Annotated in this window: 17 protein-coding genes; 5 read left to right on the forward strand and 12 right to left on the reverse strand. The window is 62.9% G+C overall.

What is annotated here, in order from left to right; genetic code table 11:
• Positions 1-64: 64 nt before the first annotated feature.
• The 11 genes from AB0N72_RS05735 to AB0N72_RS05785 all read right to left on the reverse strand — a co-directional run bounded on the left by AB0N72_RS05735 (position 65) and on the right by AB0N72_RS05785 (position 11889).
• Positions 65-1375, reverse strand: a complete 1311-nt coding sequence (locus tag AB0N72_RS05735; RefSeq protein WP_363930002.1) for a thymidine phosphorylase — start codon at positions 1373-1375, stop codon at positions 65-67.
• Complete coding sequence (locus tag AB0N72_RS05740; protein WP_363930003.1) at positions 1372-1776, reverse strand: cytidine deaminase; 405 nt, start codon at positions 1774-1776, stop codon at positions 1372-1374. Before AB0N72_RS05740 ends, AB0N72_RS05735 begins: the two co-directional genes overlap by 4 nt.
• 2 nt (positions 1777-1778) lie before the next feature.
• Positions 1779-3068, reverse strand: a complete 1290-nt coding sequence (locus tag AB0N72_RS05745; protein ID WP_363930004.1) for an ABC transporter permease — start codon at positions 3066-3068, stop codon at positions 1779-1781.
• A complete protein-coding gene (locus tag AB0N72_RS05750) occupies positions 3065-4414 on the reverse strand; it encodes an ABC transporter permease (RefSeq protein ID WP_363930005.1) in 1350 nt (449 codons plus the stop codon). The genes AB0N72_RS05745 and AB0N72_RS05750 overlap by 4 nt, the downstream gene beginning before the upstream one ends.
• Positions 4404-5924, reverse strand: coding sequence for an ABC transporter ATP-binding protein (locus AB0N72_RS05755; protein ID WP_363930006.1), 1521 nt, complete (start codon positions 5922-5924; stop codon positions 4404-4406). Before AB0N72_RS05755 ends, AB0N72_RS05750 begins: the two co-directional genes overlap by 11 nt.
• Positions 5925-6052: 128 nt before the next feature.
• Positions 6053-7120 (reverse strand): BMP family ABC transporter substrate-binding protein, encoded by a 1068-nt coding sequence (locus AB0N72_RS05760; protein ID WP_363930336.1) that lies wholly within the window; start codon positions 7118-7120, stop codon positions 6053-6055.
• A 282-nt stretch (positions 7121-7402) separates the two neighbouring features.
• The gene (locus tag AB0N72_RS05765) at positions 7403-8419 is read right to left on the reverse strand and encodes an NADP-dependent oxidoreductase (RefSeq protein ID WP_363930007.1); all 1017 of its coding nucleotides are present in this window, start codon (positions 8417-8419) and stop codon (positions 7403-7405) included.
• The gene (locus tag AB0N72_RS05770) at positions 8416-8847 is read right to left on the reverse strand and encodes an organic hydroperoxide resistance protein (RefSeq protein WP_363930008.1); all 432 of its coding nucleotides are present in this window, start codon (positions 8845-8847) and stop codon (positions 8416-8418) included. The genes AB0N72_RS05765 and AB0N72_RS05770 overlap by 4 nt, the downstream gene beginning before the upstream one ends.
• A gap of 37 nt (positions 8848-8884) precedes the next feature.
• Positions 8885-9319, reverse strand: coding sequence for a MarR family transcriptional regulator (locus AB0N72_RS05775; RefSeq protein WP_363930009.1), 435 nt, complete (start codon positions 9317-9319; stop codon positions 8885-8887).
• 121 nt (positions 9320-9440) lie between these two features.
• On the reverse strand, positions 9441-10646 hold the full coding sequence (locus tag AB0N72_RS05780) for an amidohydrolase (RefSeq protein ID WP_363930010.1): 1206 nt from the start codon (positions 10644-10646) through the stop codon (positions 9441-9443).
• A gap of 109 nt (positions 10647-10755) precedes the next feature.
• Positions 10756-11889: a sugar phosphate nucleotidyltransferase gene (locus AB0N72_RS05785; RefSeq protein WP_363930011.1), complete on the reverse strand. Its 1134-nt coding sequence runs from the start codon at positions 11887-11889 to the stop codon at positions 10756-10758.
• A gap of 253 nt (positions 11890-12142) precedes the next feature.
• Here AB0N72_RS05785 and sdhC point away from each other — a divergent pair, with 253 nt between their 5' ends.
• The 5 genes from sdhC (at position 12143) to AB0N72_RS05810 (ending at position 16591) form a co-directional block, all read left to right on the forward strand.
• A complete protein-coding gene (gene sdhC, locus AB0N72_RS05790; protein WP_018777254.1) occupies positions 12143-12523 on the forward strand; it encodes a succinate dehydrogenase, cytochrome b556 subunit in 381 nt (126 codons plus the stop codon).
• Between the two features lie 3 nt (positions 12524-12526).
• On the forward strand, positions 12527-13003 hold the full coding sequence (locus AB0N72_RS05795) for a succinate dehydrogenase hydrophobic membrane anchor subunit (RefSeq protein WP_026542860.1): 477 nt from the start codon (positions 12527-12529) through the stop codon (positions 13001-13003).
• A 112-nt stretch (positions 13004-13115) separates the two neighbouring features.
• Positions 13116-14915 carry a succinate dehydrogenase flavoprotein subunit gene (gene sdhA / locus AB0N72_RS05800; protein WP_363930012.1) on the forward strand — a complete coding sequence of 600 codons (1800 nt, stop codon included), beginning with the start codon at positions 13116-13118 and terminating at the stop codon, positions 14913-14915.
• The gene (locus AB0N72_RS05805) at positions 14915-15697 is read left to right on the forward strand and encodes a succinate dehydrogenase iron-sulfur subunit (protein ID WP_142939921.1); all 783 of its coding nucleotides are present in this window, start codon (positions 14915-14917) and stop codon (positions 15695-15697) included. The genes sdhA and AB0N72_RS05805 overlap by 1 nt, the downstream gene beginning before the upstream one ends.
• 117 nt (positions 15698-15814) lie before the next feature.
• Complete coding sequence (locus AB0N72_RS05810; protein WP_363930013.1) at positions 15815-16591, forward strand: alpha/beta fold hydrolase; 777 nt, start codon at positions 15815-15817, stop codon at positions 16589-16591.
• A gap of 77 nt (positions 16592-16668) precedes the next feature.
• Here AB0N72_RS05810 and AB0N72_RS05815 read toward each other — a convergent pair whose 3' ends face one another.
• Complete coding sequence (locus tag AB0N72_RS05815) at positions 16669-17970, reverse strand: sugar ABC transporter substrate-binding protein (RefSeq protein ID WP_363930014.1); 1302 nt, start codon at positions 17968-17970, stop codon at positions 16669-16671.
• Between the last annotated feature and the right edge of the window lie 13 nt (positions 17971-17983).

The raw sequence follows: 17983 nt of genomic DNA on the forward strand, positions 1-17983 counted from the left end.
CCCCACAGGCGCCGGATGACGAATGTTCCGGGCCGTCCTGGAGGACGGCCCGGAACCACCCAGCCTAGGCGATCCGGCTGATAATAAGCTGACGGGCGGGACGTGAACCCTCAGGGGCAATGACCACTGCGTCCTGGAGGGCTTCCTTTGCACGCTCAAACTTCTCCGGGGTGTCCGTAAGCAGCGTCATCAACGGCTCACCTGCCCGCACCAGGGCCCCGGGCTTGGCGTGCATCCGGACGCCGGCCCCCGCCTGTACCGCGTCTTCCTTGCGCGCCCTGCCTGCACCCAGGCGCCAGGCGGCGACTCCCACGGAGAGCGCGTCCAATTCCACCAGCACGCCGTCCGCTGGGGCATAGACAACCTCGGATTCCTTGGCCACCGGCAATGCAGCCCGGGGATCGCCGCCCTGTGCCTGGATCATGCGGTTCCAGACATCCATGGCCCGGCCATCCTTGAGCGCAGCGGCGGGATCGGCATCGTGGATGCCGGCACCGGCCAGCATTTCTTCGGCCAGGCGGACGGTCAGTTCGACGACGTCTTCCGGACCGCCGCCCGCCAGGACCTCCACCGACTCTTCCACTTCGATCGCATTGCCCGCAGTCAGTCCGAGCGGCGTGGACATGTCGGTAATCAGCGCAACGGTGTGCACGCCGGCGTCCTTGCCCAGGGCCACCATGGTTTCCGCGAGCTCCCGGGCACGGGCTTCGTCCTTCATGAAAGCCCCGGAACCCACCTTGACGTCCAGCACCAAAGACCCGGTGCCTTCGGCGATCTTCTTGCTCATGATCGAGGAAGCGATCAGCGGAATGGCCTCCACTGTTCCGGTGACGTCACGCAAGGCGTAGAGCTTCTTGTCCGCGGGTGCCAGGCCGGAGCCGGCAGCACAGATCACTGCGCCCACGTCCTGGAGCTGGGCCATGATCTCGTCGTTGCTGAGGTTGGCACGCCATCCGGGAATCGCCTCGAGCTTGTCCAGGGTTCCACCCGTGTGGCCGAGGCCCCGGCCGGACAACTGCGGAACGGCGACGCCGAACACTGCCACCAGCGGGGCGAGCGGCAAGGTGATCTTGTCCCCTACCCCACCGGTGGAGTGCTTGTCGCTGGTAGCCTTCCGGCCGCCGTCGGGCGTGGTCAACGACGAGAAGTCCATCCGTTCACCGGAGGCGATCATCGCCGAAGTCCACCGCGAGATCTCCTGGCGGTCCATGCCGTTGAGCAGGATGGCCATGTTCAACGCGGCCATCTGTTCCTCGGCAATGACCCCGCGGGTGTAGGCATCAATGGTCCAGTCGATCTGCTCCGGCGTGAGCGTGCCCTTGTCCCGCTTGATGGAAATGATCTGGACGGCGTCGAACGCTTCTGAACTGGTCACGGGGTTTCCTCCAGGTGTTCGGGACCGAAGGCGTCGGGCAGTACCTGGTCCATGGTTTTGATGCCTTGGGTGGTCATGAGCTGCATGCCGGGGGCCCTGAATTCGTAGAGCAACTGGCGGCAGCGTCCGCACGGCATCAGGATGCTTCCCTGGCCGTCGACGCAATAGAAGGCTGCAAGCCTCCCACCCCCGCTCATGTGCAGCTGGCCCACCAAGGCGCACTCTGCGCACAGGGTCAGGCCGTAGCTGGCGTTTTCGACGTTGCAACCGCTGATGATCCTGCCGTCCTCGGTGAGGGCCGCAGCCCCCACCGGGAACTTCGAGTACGGGGCGTAGGCACGCTCCATGGCCTGTTTCGCGGCCGCTTCAAGGGCGGGCCAATCGACGTCGTGTTCGGGCATCGTCAACCCTTCACGTACGGTATGCCGCTTGCGGCCGGTGGCCGCGACTTACCCACAAGGCCGGCGACGGCGAAGATGGTCACCAGGTACGGGAGCATGGCCATGAACTGGCTGGGCACCGGCGTACCGATGATGCCCAGGATGGACTGCAGGTTGTACGCAAAACCGAAGAGCAGCGAGGCCAGGAACGCACCGATCGGGTTCCATCGGCCAAAGATCAGGGCAGCCAGGGCAATGAAGCCGCGGCCACCGGAGATGTCCTTGGTGAAGGAGTCGATGGTCACCAGCGTGAATACCGCACCGCCGATACCGGCGATGGCACCGCCCAAGGTGACATTCCAGAAGCGGGTGGCGTTGACGTTGATGCCCAGGGTGTCCGCGGCCTGCGGGTGCTCGCCGACTGCACGGACACGGAGGCCCCAACGCGTCTTGAACAACCCGAACCACACCACGGCCACGGCAATGTACATGAGGTAGCCGGCGATGGACTGCTCGAACAGGATGGGCCCGATGATGGGGATGTCCGAAAGCAGCGGGATCGGCAGGATGTCCAGGCGGCCCGGGGTGTTGAACTGCTCCTTGTTGGGAACCATCAGGGTGCCGTACAGGAACCCCGTCAGACCGGAGACCAGCACGTTGAGCACAACGCCGACGATGATCTGGTTCACGAGGTACTTGATGCTGAAGACCGCCAGGACCATGGACACTGCCGCGCCTGCAGCGGCTGCAGCGATCAGGCCGATGTACGGGCTCCCGGTCATGGTGGCCACCAAGGCTGCGGTGAACGCGCCGCCCAGAAGCTGGCCTTCGATGGCGATGTTGACCACGCCCACACGCTCACACAGCACGCCCGACAACGAGCCGAAGACCAGGGGCACTGCCAGGGTCACAGAACCGGCAACCAGGCCTGCGAGCGATATGGAGGGCTGGCGTGCGCCGGCCACGATCCACACCAGGAGGGCGAACACGAACACCACGGCAAACGCGATGGGAAGCCACTTCGGCGACTTTTCTCCCTGCGTCCAGCGATAGATCGAGTAGGCGGCCATGGCCAGCAGCAGGATGCCAAGCACCACACCGCCAACCTGGCCAGGGATCATCAAGGCAGGAACGGCGACGGCGTCACCGGAGTCGCTGATCTTCATCTCGGCGGTCTTGTTCGAGCCCAGGAAGCCGAAGAAGACCAGCGCGATGAGCGCCAGGACGCCCAGCGAGACCGGGACCTTCAGCGAAGGCCGGAAGGCGGGCACGGCCGTGGACCCCGATGTTGGAGCGGTGGTTGTCGCGCTCATTTGGCACCTCCGGTGGCGTTGGCAAGGGCAGCTTGCGGAGCCGCCTTCGGTGTCTTGTTCTTCTTCTTTTTCTTGCTTTCCAACCGGAAGATCGATCTGATCAGGGGCGGTGCAGCGATGAACAGGACGATCAGGGACTGGACCACCAGCACGATGTCGATGGGGGTTCCTGTTTGGATCTGCATTTGCACGGCACCGGCACGGAACGCACCGAACAGCAACCCGGCGAAGAACGTCCCCCACGGCGTGCTGCGGCCCAGCAAAGCAACGGTGATGGAGTCGAAACCTATTTGTGCGGCCACACCACCGGTGAGGACCTTCTCCGTGCCTGCAACCTGGGCTACGCCACCGAATGCTGCCAGGGCACCAGCCAGGGCCATCACCAGGATCGTGGCACGGGGTACCTTGACGCCCGCTGTGCGCGCGGCAATGGGGTTTGCGCCAACGGCACGGAATTCAAAGCCGATGGTGGATCTGTTCAACAACCACCACACGCCGTAGGTCAGTGCGACTGCTACCAGGAAACCCACGTGGAGCCGGGATCCCGGGATGAGCACGGGGTAGGTGGCAGATTCATCCAAGCGCGGCGAAATGGGGCTGTTGTCTCCCGGGCGGCGGAATGCGGAGGTGTTCAGGAGGAAGTCCAGGAGGAACAAGGCCACGTAGTTCAGCATGATGGTCACGATGACCTCATGTGCACCGGTCCTGGCTTTGAGGATGCCAACAATTGCACCCCATGCAGCTCCGCCAAGGACGCCCATGATGATCACCAGGAGCAAGTGCAGCCCGAAAGGCAGGTGCCAGGTGAATCCCACGTAGGCGGCCAGGGTTGCACTGATGATGATCTGGCCCTGCGCGCCGATGTTGAACAGGCCCGCACGGAAAGCCAGGGCCACACCGAGGCCTGCGCAAATCAAGGGCGTGGCGACGGTCATGGTTTCGAGGATGGGCTTGAAGCCTTCCCGGGGGCTGAAAACCGAGCCTTGGAACAGCGCTACGTAGCTGTCCGTCATGGCCGACCACAGCGCAGTCAGGAAGTCGCTGGGGCGGGCGAAAAGATAGCCGGCAGTCTTGGCAACCTGGGAATCCGTGCTGGCAATCAGGAGGCCACCGAGGAAAAGCGCCACTATGACGGCCAAAACCGAAACGAAGCCATTGCCCATCACAATGCGGCGCATTAGGCTGCCCTGTTGGTGCCCGGGGTCGCCGCTCTGGGAGGAGACCGGGACGATGGACGGCTCCAGTGTCCCGCCTGCGGTATCCAGGGAAACATCTGCTGCCTGCACTGCCGCGGTGGACTCTGCAGGGGTTTGGTCCTTGGTGGACCCGTCGCTGCTAGTGGTCATCGGAGCCTCCTTCCGGGCCGACGCCGGCCATCATCAAGCCGAGCGTGTCGCGGGGCGTGCCCGCCGGGACAATTCCCACGAGTTTGCCCTTGTAGAGCACTGCAATCCTGTCCGCGAGCTCGATCACTTCATCAAGCTCGGTGGAAACGATCATCACCGGTGTTCCTACGTCACGCTCGGCGACGATGCGCTTGTGCAGGAATTCAATGGAACCCACGTCCACGCCACGGGTTGGCTGGCTGGCAATGAACAACCGCAGCGGCCGTGACAGTTCACGGGCCATGACGACTTTTTGCTGGTTGCCGCCGGACAAGGTTCCGGCAGCCGAGCCCGCGGAGGGAGTCCGGATATCGAATTCCTCGATCTTGGCCTTCGCATGTTCAGCCACCTTGGCAGGCTTCATGCTGATGCCGCTGGCAAATGGTGCTTGGTCGTACAGATCAAGCACCAGGTTTTCGGCAACGGAGAAGGGACCCACCAAGCCGTCCACGGTCCGGTCTTCGGGAACAAACCCGACGCCGGAACGCAGGACATCCTTGACGGGCAGGCCAAGGAGTTGCTTGCCGTCCAGGACCACCGAACCGGTGACGTGTTCCTGGATGCCCAGGATCGCTTCGGTCAGTTCAGTCTGACCGTTGCCCTGGACGCCGGCGATGGCGAGGATCTCGCCCTGCGCGATATCGAAGCTGATTCCGTCCACCACGTTGGTCCCGTTGGAGGCGCGGACAGTGAGGTTTTCCACGACGAACGTGGTTTCCTTGGGCTGCGCAGCGGCCTTGTTGAGGCTCAGGCTCACAGGGCGTCCCACCATCATGGAGGCGAGCTCGGTGGCAGATGCCGTGGGAGGGGCGTCGCCCACCACTTTGCCGCGTCGAACCACGGTGATGACGTCGGAAACGGCCTTCACTTCCCGCAGCTTGTGCGAAATGAAGACAATGGACGTCCCGCCGGCCTTGAGCTGGCGCATGATGTCCAGCAGTTCGTCGGTTTCCTGTGGGGTGAGCACGGCCGTGGGCTCGTCCAGGATGAGGACTTTGGCTTCCCTCACCAGTGCCTTGATGATCTCCACACGCTGCTGGACGCCGACGGGCAGGTCCTCCACCAGTGCGTCCGGATCAACGTCGAAGCCGTATTTGTCGGAAATTTCCCGGATCTGCTTCCGGGTTTCATCAATGCTGAGGACGCCGCCAAAGCTTGTCGGTTCAGCACCGAGTGCTACATTTTCGGCAACCGTGAATACCGGGACCAGCATGAAGTGCTGGTGCACCATGCCGATGCCGGCTGCCATGGCATCACCGGGGCCGCGGAAGCTGACGGGTTTGTCGTCCACCAGGATCTGGCCTGCCGTGGGCTCGTAGAGCCCGTAAAGCACGTTCATGAGGGTTGATTTGCCGGCACCGTTTTCGCCGAGGAGGCAATGGATCTGGCCGGATTCGACCACGAGGTCGATGTCTTGGTTGGCGTAGAAGGTCCCGAAGGCTTTCGAGATCCCCTTCAATTCGAGTTTCACAACTCCCACCGTTCTGTGAGTCCGAGGGACTTTGCTGCCGCAAGCCGTTGGCTTGGGATCAGCCTAGTCAGGGCAAAAACGCGCCGCCAGTACCGGGGCTCGGTACTGGCGGCGCGTCCAGGAATTGCTTACTTCTTGGGGCTGGCCTTCGATTCGACCACGAGCTTGCCGGAGACGATGTCCGCCTTCAGAGCGTCGAGTTCGGACTTGGTTTCGGAAGAAACCGCGGAGTCGAGATCGTGGAACGGTGCAATGGCCACGCCGTCGTTCTTCAACGTGCCAACGTAGGCTTCGTTGCTGAACTTGCCGTCCTTGTCATCCTTCACCACGGTTTCAACGGCCTCGCCCATCTGCTTGACCACAGAGGTCAGCATGAGGTCCTTGTATTCCGGAGCCGTCAGGTAACCGTCGGAGTCAACCCAGATGAGCTTGACGTCCTTGCCTGCAGCCTTGGCTTCCTTAAGCGCGGCGCCGGCACCCTTGCCCACCGGGCCGGCCACGGGCATCACGATGTCCGCACCCTGGTCCAGCAGGTTGATGGTGACCTGCTTGCCGGTGTCCTGCTTCTCGAAGTCACCGGTGAACGAGCCGTCCTGGGTGTTCTTGTCCCAGCCGACAACCTGGACGTTCTTGCCCTTGGCCTTGTTGTAGGCCTGGACGCCGTCGTAGAAACCGTCCATGAAGATCGTCACAGTGGGGATCTTGATGCCGCCGAAGGTTCCCACCTTGCCGGTCTTGGACGTTGCTGCGGCAGTATAGCCAGCCAGGTAGGCAGCCTGGGCGGTGTCATAGACCACCGGCTTGACGTTGGCGATCGGAGCGTCGTAGGCGAAGTCGATGATCGCGAAGTGCTTGTCGGTGTTCTTCTCGGCAGCGGCCTTGGTGGCATCGCCCAGGAGGAAGCCCACGGTGATGGTCAGGTTGCAGCCAGCGGAGACCATGCCGTTGAGGTTGGTTTCAAAGTCGCTGTTTGCCTTGGATTCAGCCGACTTGGTCTGGATGCCCAGGTCCTTTTCGGTCTTCTTCAGTCCCTCGTATGAGGACTGGTTGAAGGACTGGTCATCGAATCCGCCGGAGTCGGAAACGATGCAACCGAGGAAGTCGCTCTTGGTGGCGGCGCCGGATCCGGCGTCGGGGGCCTGGCCACAGCCGGTCAGCAGGAGCGCTGCTGCGCCGACGGTTGCAACACCGGCCATTGAACCGCGCTTCAGGGTGGCACGCAGTGGTTTCTTCAATTTTCCTCCAGGAAGAAAGTGATTGGCGCTACGACGGATGGTCAATGAGTGTCCGTTTCCAATACCTGAGGCAGAAATTCTGTTTTCACTGATGCTCGCAGCTGCGCCGAAGCGCATTGATGACACCACCCTAGTGGCCTACAACACACCCGGATAGCACAAAGGCGCTCTCCCGGTCAGATTGTTGACTTTTTGTTACCAAGCAGTAGCCGGGTGCGCAAGTCACACCCGGCTACGCAACCGTCACAGCCGGACGAGCATCTTTCCGGTGTTGGCTCCGTCCAACAAATCGATAAAGGCCTGCGGCGCATTTTCCAGGCCATCAACAATCGTCTCGTCGTAGCTGATGGTTCCATCGGCAAGCCATCCGGCCATCTTCTGGGCAAACTCGGCGGCATGCTGGCGCTGCCCGCCCACGAGGAAGCCGCGGAGGGTCAGCTGCTTGCCGATGGCCACTGCCATGTTCCGCGGAGCGGCCGGCGGCTCGGTGGAGTTGTACTGGGCAATGGCGCCGCACATGGCCACCCGGCCACCCACGGTCAGTGTTGCCAATGCGGCCTCGAGGTGCTCCCCGCCCACGTTGTCGAAGTACACATCGATGCCGCGCTCCCCCGCAGCTTCCAGGAGCTGCTCCAGGACCGGGCCATCGTTGTAGTTGAACGCGGAGTCGAAACCCAGCTCCAACAGCCGGGCCACCTTCTCCGGCGAGCCCGCACTGCCGATGACCTTCGAAGCTCCCATGGCCTTGGCAATCTGGCCCACCATGGAGCCGACGGCGCCTGCGGCCCCGGAGACGAACACGACGTCGCCCTCTTTGAACTCGGCAACCTTGAGCAGGCCCGCATAGGCGGTAAGGCCCGTCATACCCAGTGCGCCCAGGAAAGCGGAGGTGGGAGCAAGCCCCTTGGGCACCGGAGTGGTTGCTGCGGCATCCACCACGGCGTGTTCGCGCCACCCCAGTTGGTGCACGACGACGTCACCCACCTTGTGCGCGTCCGAACGGGACGCGATCACCTCACCTACGGCACCGCCGTCGAGCGCTGCGTCCAGCCGGAACGGCGCGGAGTACGACTTGACGTCGTTCATGCGCCCGCGCATGTAGGGATCCACGGACATGAACTGGTTCTTCACCAAAAGCTGGCCCTCGCCGAGCTCGGGCACTGTGGCCTGCTCCAGGCGGAAGTTCTCAGGCGCAGGGCGACCCACGGGGCGGGATGCGAGGTGGATTTCGCGGGTTTGCAGCGGCATTCCGGCGCTCATGCTGCAAACTCCACGAGCTTGAGGTCCACGGCCATGTTTCCGCGCGTTGCGTTGGAGTAGGGGCAGATCTGGTGCGCCTTGGCCATCAGGGCTTCGGCGGTTTCGCGGTCCAGGGCCGGCAACGCGATTTCCAGTTCAGCAGCCAGTCCGTAGCCTTCGCGGTCGGTGAGTGCGCCAAAGTGGATTTTGGCCGCAACGGCCGAGTCGCTGACGTCGGCACGCTCCTTGCGGCCGACCAGCCGCAGTGCGGAGTGGAAGCACGCGGCGTAACCGGCCGCGAAAAGCTGCTCGGGGTTGGTTCCCTGGCCGTTGCCACCCAGTTCCACCGGGCTGGCCAGGGCCACATCCAGCTTGCCGTCCTTGGTGCGGGCGTTGCCGTCGCGGCCTTCGCCGGAGGCCAGCGCCTCTGCTGTGTAGAGAGTCTTCATGGGGTTCCGTTTCTCTTCGGGAATGGCGTGAAAAATGTCAGAGTGAGCTGTTCAGGGCCGCGGTGAGCTTGCCGAGGGTTTCGTGGAGCTGCCCGATTTCTGCGGCGGAGAGTCCGGCCGCGTCGGCCAACCGCTGGGGCACTGCCTGCGCCCGGGCACTCAAGGCAGTTCCGGCGTCGGTCAGGACCACGTCCACGCGGCGCTCGTCCTCGGCGGACCGCTTCCGCTCCACGAGCCCCATTCCTTCAAGGCGCTTGAGCAGGGGCGACAACGTGCCGGAGTCAAGCCCCAGTTCCGCGCCGAGCTCGCGCACACTGCGCGGTTCCTGCTCCCACAACACCAGCATCACCAGGTACTGCGGATACGTCAGCCCGAGGTCGTCAAGGACGGGGCGGTAGACCGCCGTCGCCGCTTTCGACGCCGAGTACAGCGCGAAGCAGACCTGGTGGCGGAGTCGGGGTGCATCACTCATGGGAAAAACGATAGTACACAATTCAATTGTGCACAACTCATTGCGGCAAACCCCTACCAACTGGGTCGCAGATAAGGCCGTTTTGAGCGCTCAAAACGACCTGAACTGCGACCCAGTTGGGTTACTGCTCGAGGTCCCGGATGGTGCGGAGCGCGGCGCCCGTGAGGACACGGACCGCGTAGCCCAGTGCGCGCTCGTCCACGATGAAATCGCCGCGGTGGAGGTCATACTCTTCCCCGCCGGGGGTGTGCGTGCCCAGACGCATCATGGCTCCGGGAAGATCAGCGAGGAACCAGGCAAAGTCTTCGCCGCCCATGGACTGCGGAGTCAGGACTACCGCGTTCTCGCCCAGCTCGGCACGGGCCGATGCCTCGATAAGGGCCGTCTCATGTTCGGAATTCACAACAGGAGGTACGCCGCGGGTGTGCTCCAGGTGCACATCAACGCCATAGGGCGCAGCTACCTGCTTGACCACGTCATCGAGCAACTCCCCTGCACTGTGCCAGGCGTCCCGGTCCAGGCAGCGCATGGTGCCTGCCATATAGCCCGACGCCGGGATCGCGTTGGGTGCCGAACCGGCGGCAATCTGGCCCCACACCACCGAAACGCCGCTCCGGACGTCCACACGGCGCGAGAGGACAGCCGGAACATTCACGGCAATCTGCGACAAGGCAAAAACCAGATCTTCGGTAAGGTGCGGACGGGAGGTGTGCCCGCCCCTGCCGGAGAGCTCGATCTTGATGGTGTCCGAGGCCGAGGTGATGGCACCGATGCGGGTACCGATCTGGCCAACGTTGATCCGGGGATCGCAGTGCAGCGCAAGGATGCGCGGTACGCCCTCCAGGACCCCCTGCTCAATGCAGGACAACGCCCCACCAGGCATGGTCTCTTCCGCAGGCTGGAAGATGATGCGCACGGTGCCGCCCAGCGGATTGTTCTTATGCATGCGGTGCAGCACCAGGGCAATTCCCAGCATGGTGGTGGTGTGGATATCGTGCCCGCAAGCGTGGGTGACGCCATGGTTCTTGGAGGCGAAAGGGAGCCCGGTTTCCTCAATGATCGGCAGGGCATCAATGTCCCCGCGGAGGGCGGTGGCGATAGGCCCCTCCCCGACATCGACGGTCAGCCCGGTTCCTTCGAGCCTGCGGGGCTTCAGACCTGCTGCTTCCAGCCGCTCCACCAGCTTGTCCGTGGTGCGGTACTCCTTGAAGGAAAGTTCCGGGTGCGCATGGAGGTCCCGGCGGAAGTCGATGAGTCCGGGCAGGAATTCGTCAACCCAGGGACCGACAACGGGAGTGGGCTCGGTTTCAGTCGAGTAATTGCGCACGTCACAACTCTAGCCATGCGCGGCCCCCGAAGAACGAAAGCCACCTCTTGGTTACGCTGCGTTCAGGCGCAGGAGAACCAAAGAGGTGGCTGACGGTATAAGCGGGGTGTTACAGGACGTCAGTATCGCCGCTGGCTTTCAGGGCGTCGACAGTGCCTTTGACCAGTTGCGCATGTTCCTTGGTAGTGACCAGGAGTGCATCCGGCGTGTCCACGATGACCACGTCCTTGATCCCGATGAGGGCAATGACGCGCTTGGTGTCGGAGACCACCACGCCGCTGGCGTTCTCCGCGAACACACGTGCACCCTCGCCGAGAACCGTCACCTCATCGACGTCGCCGGCGTTGTTGAGGCGACCGATCGCGGCAAAGTCGCCGACGTCGTCCCAACGGAAGGTGCCAGGCACGACGGCGACATCGCCGGCTGCCGCTGCCGGCTCCGCTACGGCGTAGTCGATCGCGATCTTGGGCAGCGTGGGCCACACCCGTGCCGTCACTTCAGCACGCTGCGGAGTGTCCCATGCTTCGGCGATCTCCTGGAGGCCCGCGAACAGCTCCGGCTGGTTGGCTTCGAGGTGCTTGAGCATCAAGGCCACCGGAGCCACGAACATGCCTGCGTTCCAGACGTAATCGCCTGCTTCGACGTATTTGTTGGCAACTTCCTGGCTGGGCTTCTCAACGAACTCCGCCACGGCCAGCGCATTCGGGGCACCATCAATGTGGAGGGCAGCACCGGAGCGGATATAGCCGAACCCCGTGGAGGGGTGGGTGGGCTTGATCCCGATGGTGACGATCTTGCCCATGGCAGCGGTGTAGATCGCTTCCCGGACTGTCTCCTGGAAGAGGTCGTCGGGGCTGATGACCTGGTCGGCCGCGAACGAGCCCATGATCGTGTCCGGGTCACGGCGGTAAAGGATGGCGGCAGCCAGGCCAATGGCGGCGCCGGAGTCCTTGGGTTCGCTCTCAAGGACCAGTTCGTCGTCCCCTACTTCGGGGAGCTGGCGGCAGACAGCCGCACGGTGGGCTTCACCCGTCACTACCAACACGCGTTCACCGGCCAGGGGCTCGAGCCGATCGTAGGTAGCCCTCAACAATGTGCTGCCGGAACCGGTCAGGTCGTGCAGGAACTTGGGCGCAGCGGCACGCGAGAGTGGCCACAGCCGGGTCCCCACACCGCCCGCCGGAATAACCGCATGGAAGCGGTTCATGGGCGATTCCGGGTATTTCGCGTCTTCTGTACTCACCGCAACACTTTATCCGACGCAACCGTGAAGCTTCGCAGAACGCCACGCATGTGGCGTTCGTCTCAGGCAGTACCCAAAATCGCCTGAATCCGGGCAGGAAACATGGAATTAACAACCAGAGAAGTCCGCCCTAAATTGAATATGCTGTGAGCGAAGCCTAGATTTAGGCGTGAGCTACGAGTGCTCTCGCAGCAGGCGTTCCCCCCGCATGGATCCCATGCCAGCGCCGCTGTGTTGCAGGAAGGTTTAATCAGTGCCGACAAAACCAGCTGGCACCTTGTACCGCGGCCGTGAAGGCATGTGGTCCTGGGTTGGACATCGTATTACCGGTGTAGTGATCTTTTTCTTCTTGTTGGTCCATGTGCTGGACACCTCATTGGTGCGCGTGTCCCCTGAGGCCTACACGGCCGTCATTGGTGCTTACAAGAACCCCCTCATGGCCCTGGGGGAAACGGGCCTGGTCGCCGCGATCATCTTCCACGCCTTCAACGGCCTGCGTGTGATCGCGATCGACTTCTGGAAGAAGGGCGCGAAGTACCAGCGCCAGATGCTGTGGGTCGTGCTTGCGCTGTGGCTGGTCACGTTCGCCGGCTTCGCCATCCGCCACCTTTCCCTCGCGCTGGGAGGCCACTAAGCCATGACAACCATCGAATCCCCCCGCAGCGGCAAAATCGGCTCGGGCAAGATCGCCCCGAAGTACAACCGCACCGGCTCCAGCCGCGGCAACTTCGAGATGATCGCCTGGCTCTTCATGCGCCTGTCCGGCATCGTCCTGGTGGTGCTGATCTTCGGCCACCTCTTCGTGAACCTGCTGGTGGGCGAAGGCATCCACGCTATCGACTTCGGTTTCGTCGCCGGCAAGTGGGCCGATCCCTTCTGGCAGTTCTGGGACCTGGCCATGTTGTGGCTTGCCATGCTGCACGGCACCAACGGCGTCCGCACCATCATCAACGACTATGCCGAGAAGGATTCCACTCGCTTCTGGCTCAAGATGGTCCTTTACGCGGCCACCTTGGTCATCATCATCCTGGGCACCCTGGTGATCTTCACCTTCAACCCGTGCCCCGTCGTCGACGGCGTTCAGCTGCCTGGCGGATTCTGCCCGGCCCCGTAGGGGGCTGTGCCACAGCGGCGGTCCGGCGCCTCCTCGGAGTGAACCGGTTCGCCTGACGTAGCGGAGCAGCCTCCGCCGACCATCTGAATTTTTGAAAGAGAGAGCATCTGGTATGCAGGTCCATAAGTACGACGTCGTCATTGTCGGTGCAGGTGGCGCCGGCATGCGCGCCGCGATCGAGTCCGGTCAGCGCGCACGCACAGCGGTACTGACCAAGCTCTACCCCACCCGCTCGCACACCGGTGCAGCCCAGGGTGGCATGTGTGCAGCACTGGCCAACGTCGAAGAAGACAACTGGGAATGGCACACCTTTGACACCATCAAGGGTGGCGACTACCTGGTTGACCAGGACGCAGCCGAGGTCATGGCGAAGGAAGCCATCGACGCCGTGCTGGACCTGGAGAAGATGGGTCTGCCGTTCAACCGCACCCCCGAAGGCCGGATCGACCAGCGCCGCTTCGGTGGCCACACCCGTGACCACGGCAAGGCTCCCGTCCGCCGCGCCTGCTACGCAGCCGACCGCACAGGCCACATGATCCTCCAGACCCTGTACCAAAACTGCGTCAAGCACAACGTTGAGTTCTACAACGAGTACTACGTCCTTGACCTGCTGATCGTCGAGGAAGACGCCGTACGCGAAGACGGTACGCCGTACAAGCAGAAGCGCGTTGCGGGCGTGGTCTCCTACGACCTCGCCTCCGGCGAACTGCACGTCTTCCAGGCCAAGTCCGTGGTGTTCGCCTCCGGTGGCGCGGGCAAGGTCTTCAAGACCACGTCCAACGCCCACACCCTTACGGGCGACGGCATGGGCATCGCGTTCCGCCGCGGCATCCCGCTGGAAGACATGGAGTTCTTCCAGTTCCACCCGACCGGCCTCGCCGGCCTGGGCATCCTCCTCACCGAGGGCGCACGTGGTGAAGGTGCCATCCTGCGCAACTCCGAAGGTGAGCGCTTCATGGAGCGCTACGCCCCCACCATCAAGGACCTCGCACCCCGTGACATCGTGGCCCGCGCCATGGCCAACGAAGTGCGTGAAGGCCGGGGTTGTGGCCCGAACAAGGACTACGTCCTCCTGGACCTGACCCACCTTGAGCCGGCACACATCGAGGCCAAGCTTCCGGACATCACCGAATTCGCCCGCACCTACCTGGGTGTGGAACCGTTCACCGATCCCGTTCCCGTGTTCCCCACGGCGCACTACGCCATGGGTGGCATCCCCACCAACATCACCACTGAGGTGCTGCAGGACAACGACACGATCGTTCCCGGCCTGTACGCAGCCGGTGAAGTCGCGTGCGTCTCCGTGCACGGCTCCAACCGCCTGGGCACCAACTCGCTCCTGGACATCAACGTTTTCGGCAAGCGTGCTGGTATCGCCGCTGCCGAGTACTCCAAGACAGCCGATTTCGTCGAACTTCCCGAAGACCCCGAGGCAATGACCCGCGGCATCCTGGAAGGCCTGCTCAACGGCAACGGCACCGAGCGCGTCGCCCAGATCCGCAAGGAACTGCAGGACACCATGGATGCCAACATGCAGGTGTTCCGTACCAAGGAGTCGCTGGAACAGGTCCTTCGCGACATCGCATCCTTCGAAGAGCGGTACAAGAACGTCACCGTCCAGGACAAGGGCAAGCGCTTCAACCTGGACCTTCTGGAAGCAGTGGAGCTGGGCTTCCTGCTGGACATGGCCAAGGTCATGACCGTTGGCGCACTGCACCGCGAAGAATCCCGTGGCGGCCACTACCGCGAGGACTTCCCGGACCGCGATGACGAAAAGTTCATGAAGCACTCCATGGCTTACCTGGACACTTCCGTCACAGCCGCCTCCTCGGCGGAATCCGTTGCGGGCATCCGTCTGGAGACGAAGCCCGTGATCTTCACCCGTTACGAGCCGATGGAGCGTAAGTACTAATGACGACCGAAATGGCAGAGCCCGCATCCAAGATCGAGCTCCCGGCGAGCGTTGCCGGCGACGGTGAAATTCCCACGTTCCACATCACCCTCCGCGTGCGCCGCTACGATCCCGAGATCTCGGAAGAGGCCCGCTGGGATGACTACAAGCTGACCATGTACGGCACGGACCGTGTGCTGGACGCCCTCCACAAGGTCAAGTGGGAAATCGACGGCAGTGTTTCCTTCCGCCGCTCCTGCGCCCACGGCGTCTGTGGTTCGGATGCCATGCGCATCAACGGCCGCAACCGCCTCGCCTGCAAGACGCTGCTGAAGGACCTGGACACCTCCAAGCCCATCACCGTCGAGCCGATCAAGGGCCTCCCCGTGGAGAAGGACCTGATCGTGGACATGGAACCCTTCTTCCAGTCCTTCCGCGAAGTCATGCCGTTCCTGATCAACAAGGGCCACGAGCCCACCAAGGAACGCCTGCAGTCCGTCGAGGACCGTGAGCGCTTTGACGACACCACCAAGTGCATCCTGTGCGCCGCCTGCACCTCGTCCTGCCCGGTCTTCTGGACCGATGGGCAGTACTTCGGGCCGGCGGCAATCGTCAACGCACACCGCTTCATCTTCGATTCCCGTGATGACGCCGGCGACATGCGCCTTGAGATCCTCAACGACAAAGAAGGCGTGTGGCGTTGCCGCACCACCTTCAACTGCTCGGAAGCATGCCCGCGTGGTATCCAGGTGACCCAGGCAATTGCCGAGGTCAAGCAAGCCATCCTGGCCCGCAAGATCTAGTTCGCCGTTCAGCCAAAAGAACAGCACGACGACGGCGCCGCTCACCACTGCAGGTGAGGGGCGCCGTCGTCGTTAATCAACTGCCGCAACCGCATATCCCAACGCAAGGAGACCCGCGTGTCACGTTCTGAGAAGATCAGCTTCACGGGAAGCACCGGCGATACGCTGGCCGGAATCGTGGACGTCCCGGAAGGGCCTGTGCGTGGCTGGGGCTTGTACTCGCACGGGCTCACGCTCGGCAAGGACAGTCCGGCCGCTTCGCGGATCTGCAAAGGCCTCGCGGAGCAGGGCGTGGGGATGCTCCGGTTCGACAACCTGGGCCTTGGCGGTTCGGCGGGCGAGTGGTCCGCCGGCTCCTTCAGCGTCAAGGTGGCCGACACGATCCTCGCCGCGGCATTCATGCGGGAAACGGGACGTGCCATCTCCTTGCTGGTGGGCCATTCCTTCGGTGGCGCGGCTGTCCTTGCTGCTGCCCGCGATATTCCGGGCCTCAACGCAGTAGTGACCGTTGCGGCGCCCTACGAGCCCAAGCACGTGGAGCACATGTTCGACGCCGAGATCGACTCGATCCTTCGCGACGGCAGCGCCGTGGTTGACCTGGGTGGGCGGCCGATGGAGGTTCGCCGCCACTTCGTGGAGGACGTGGAGAGCGCCGACCTGCGCGATTGCATCCGGACGCTCCACAAGCCGCTGATGGTGATGCACTCCCCTACTGACAACACCGTGGGGATCGACAACGCGAGCGAGATCTTCCGTACCGCCCGGCACCCACGCAGCTTCATCTCACTGGAGGGCAGCGAGCACCTCCTCACGGGGAAGGGCCAGGCTGCAAGGGTGGCCCGGATCATCGGCGCCTGGGCCGACCCCTACCTGGAAATCCGCGACACCCACTGATTAAAAGCAACGCGGGGTCACTTAGGGCCCATAATCCGCCTCCGGATGGGCCATAAGTGACCCCGCGTTGGTGTTGCCTACTTGCCGATGGCGGCTTTGCTCTCGCTGAGCCACTGCTCGGCCGCCTTCTCCGGGGTCAGCCGTTTGAAGAGGACGTCCGTGTTGATACGGGCCGTAATCTCCGAAACAGCGGTTGAACCGGTAGGGCCGATGAACGTCGGGGCAAAGTCCATGGTGCCGATCTGGTCGATGTAGGCAGCTTCGACCTTTCCTTGTGGCGTGAGCAGGTCCTTGATGGCTGTCCGCATGCCCGAGTTGCTGGGTACGCCGCGGTCGCTCTGGATGATCTTGGCAGCGGCCTCGTTGTTGACCAGGAAGTTCACCAGTTTGGCGGCGGCGTCCGTGTGCTTGCTGCGGGCGGAGATGGTGTAAAACTGCGAGGACTGGAGCCAGATGCCAGGAGTGGGAGTTTCTCCGGGGAGCTTGAACAACTTCAGGTCCGCTCCCGAGGCCTTGCTCAGCGCGGAAAGTGAGTTGCTCCAGGTGAGCATCATGCCCGCCTGGCCCATGCCCATGAGCGTCTGCTCGGTACTGACATTGAGCTTCTCCACCGTCTCCGAGGCACTGGGAGCCGCGCCCGACTCACTGAGCTTCAGCGAAAAGTCGAAGTAGTCCTGCACGGTGTCCTTGTCCAGTCCCAACTGTCCGTCCTGTGTGTACAGGGACTTGCCGCGTTGGCGTGCGAACGCGTCCAACGAGTCATGGGTGAGGACAGTTGCCGTCCCGTAGGTCCCCTTGGGGCTCTTGGCCGTGACATCCCCGGCTACCTTGGCGAAATCGTCCCAGGACCATTTGCTGTCGTCTGGAAGCGCGACTCCGGCTGCCTGGAAGACCGCCGGATTCACCACAACCGCCAGGGCATTGGCTCCGGTGGAGACACCATATTGCTTGCCCTGGATCTGACCGTTTTCCAAAGCACCTTCGTCCATCTTTGACAGGTCCAGCGAGCCCTGCACCTTTGACAGATCGAGGAGCGCTCCCCTGTTGGCGTATTCAGCCGGGTAGGCACCACCCATGGTGATCACATCGGGAGCATCGTTTGCTGCAACCTGGGTGGCCAGTTTGTCGAAGTAGCCACTGATGTCGCCATACTCGGGCTTGACCTTGATGTTGGGGTTTGCTGCCTCGAATTCCTTGATGGCCTTGTTGGTCAGCTCGGCACGGGAAGCGTTGCCCCACCAGGAAAAGCGGATTTCCACCGGGCCGTCCTCGGCTTGGTTCGAGGAGGGGCTGGAACATGCAGCGGACAGGCCAAGCATGCTTACGGCCGTGAGGATTGCCAAGGATTTTCGAAGGTTTCGGAGAGATTTACGCGTCATTGGGTAAGCTTCT

The organism is Paenarthrobacter sp. NPDC089307, from assembly GCF_040685055.1.
In the GTDB taxonomy this organism is placed as follows: Bacteria; Actinomycetota; Actinomycetes; order Actinomycetales; family Micrococcaceae; genus Arthrobacter.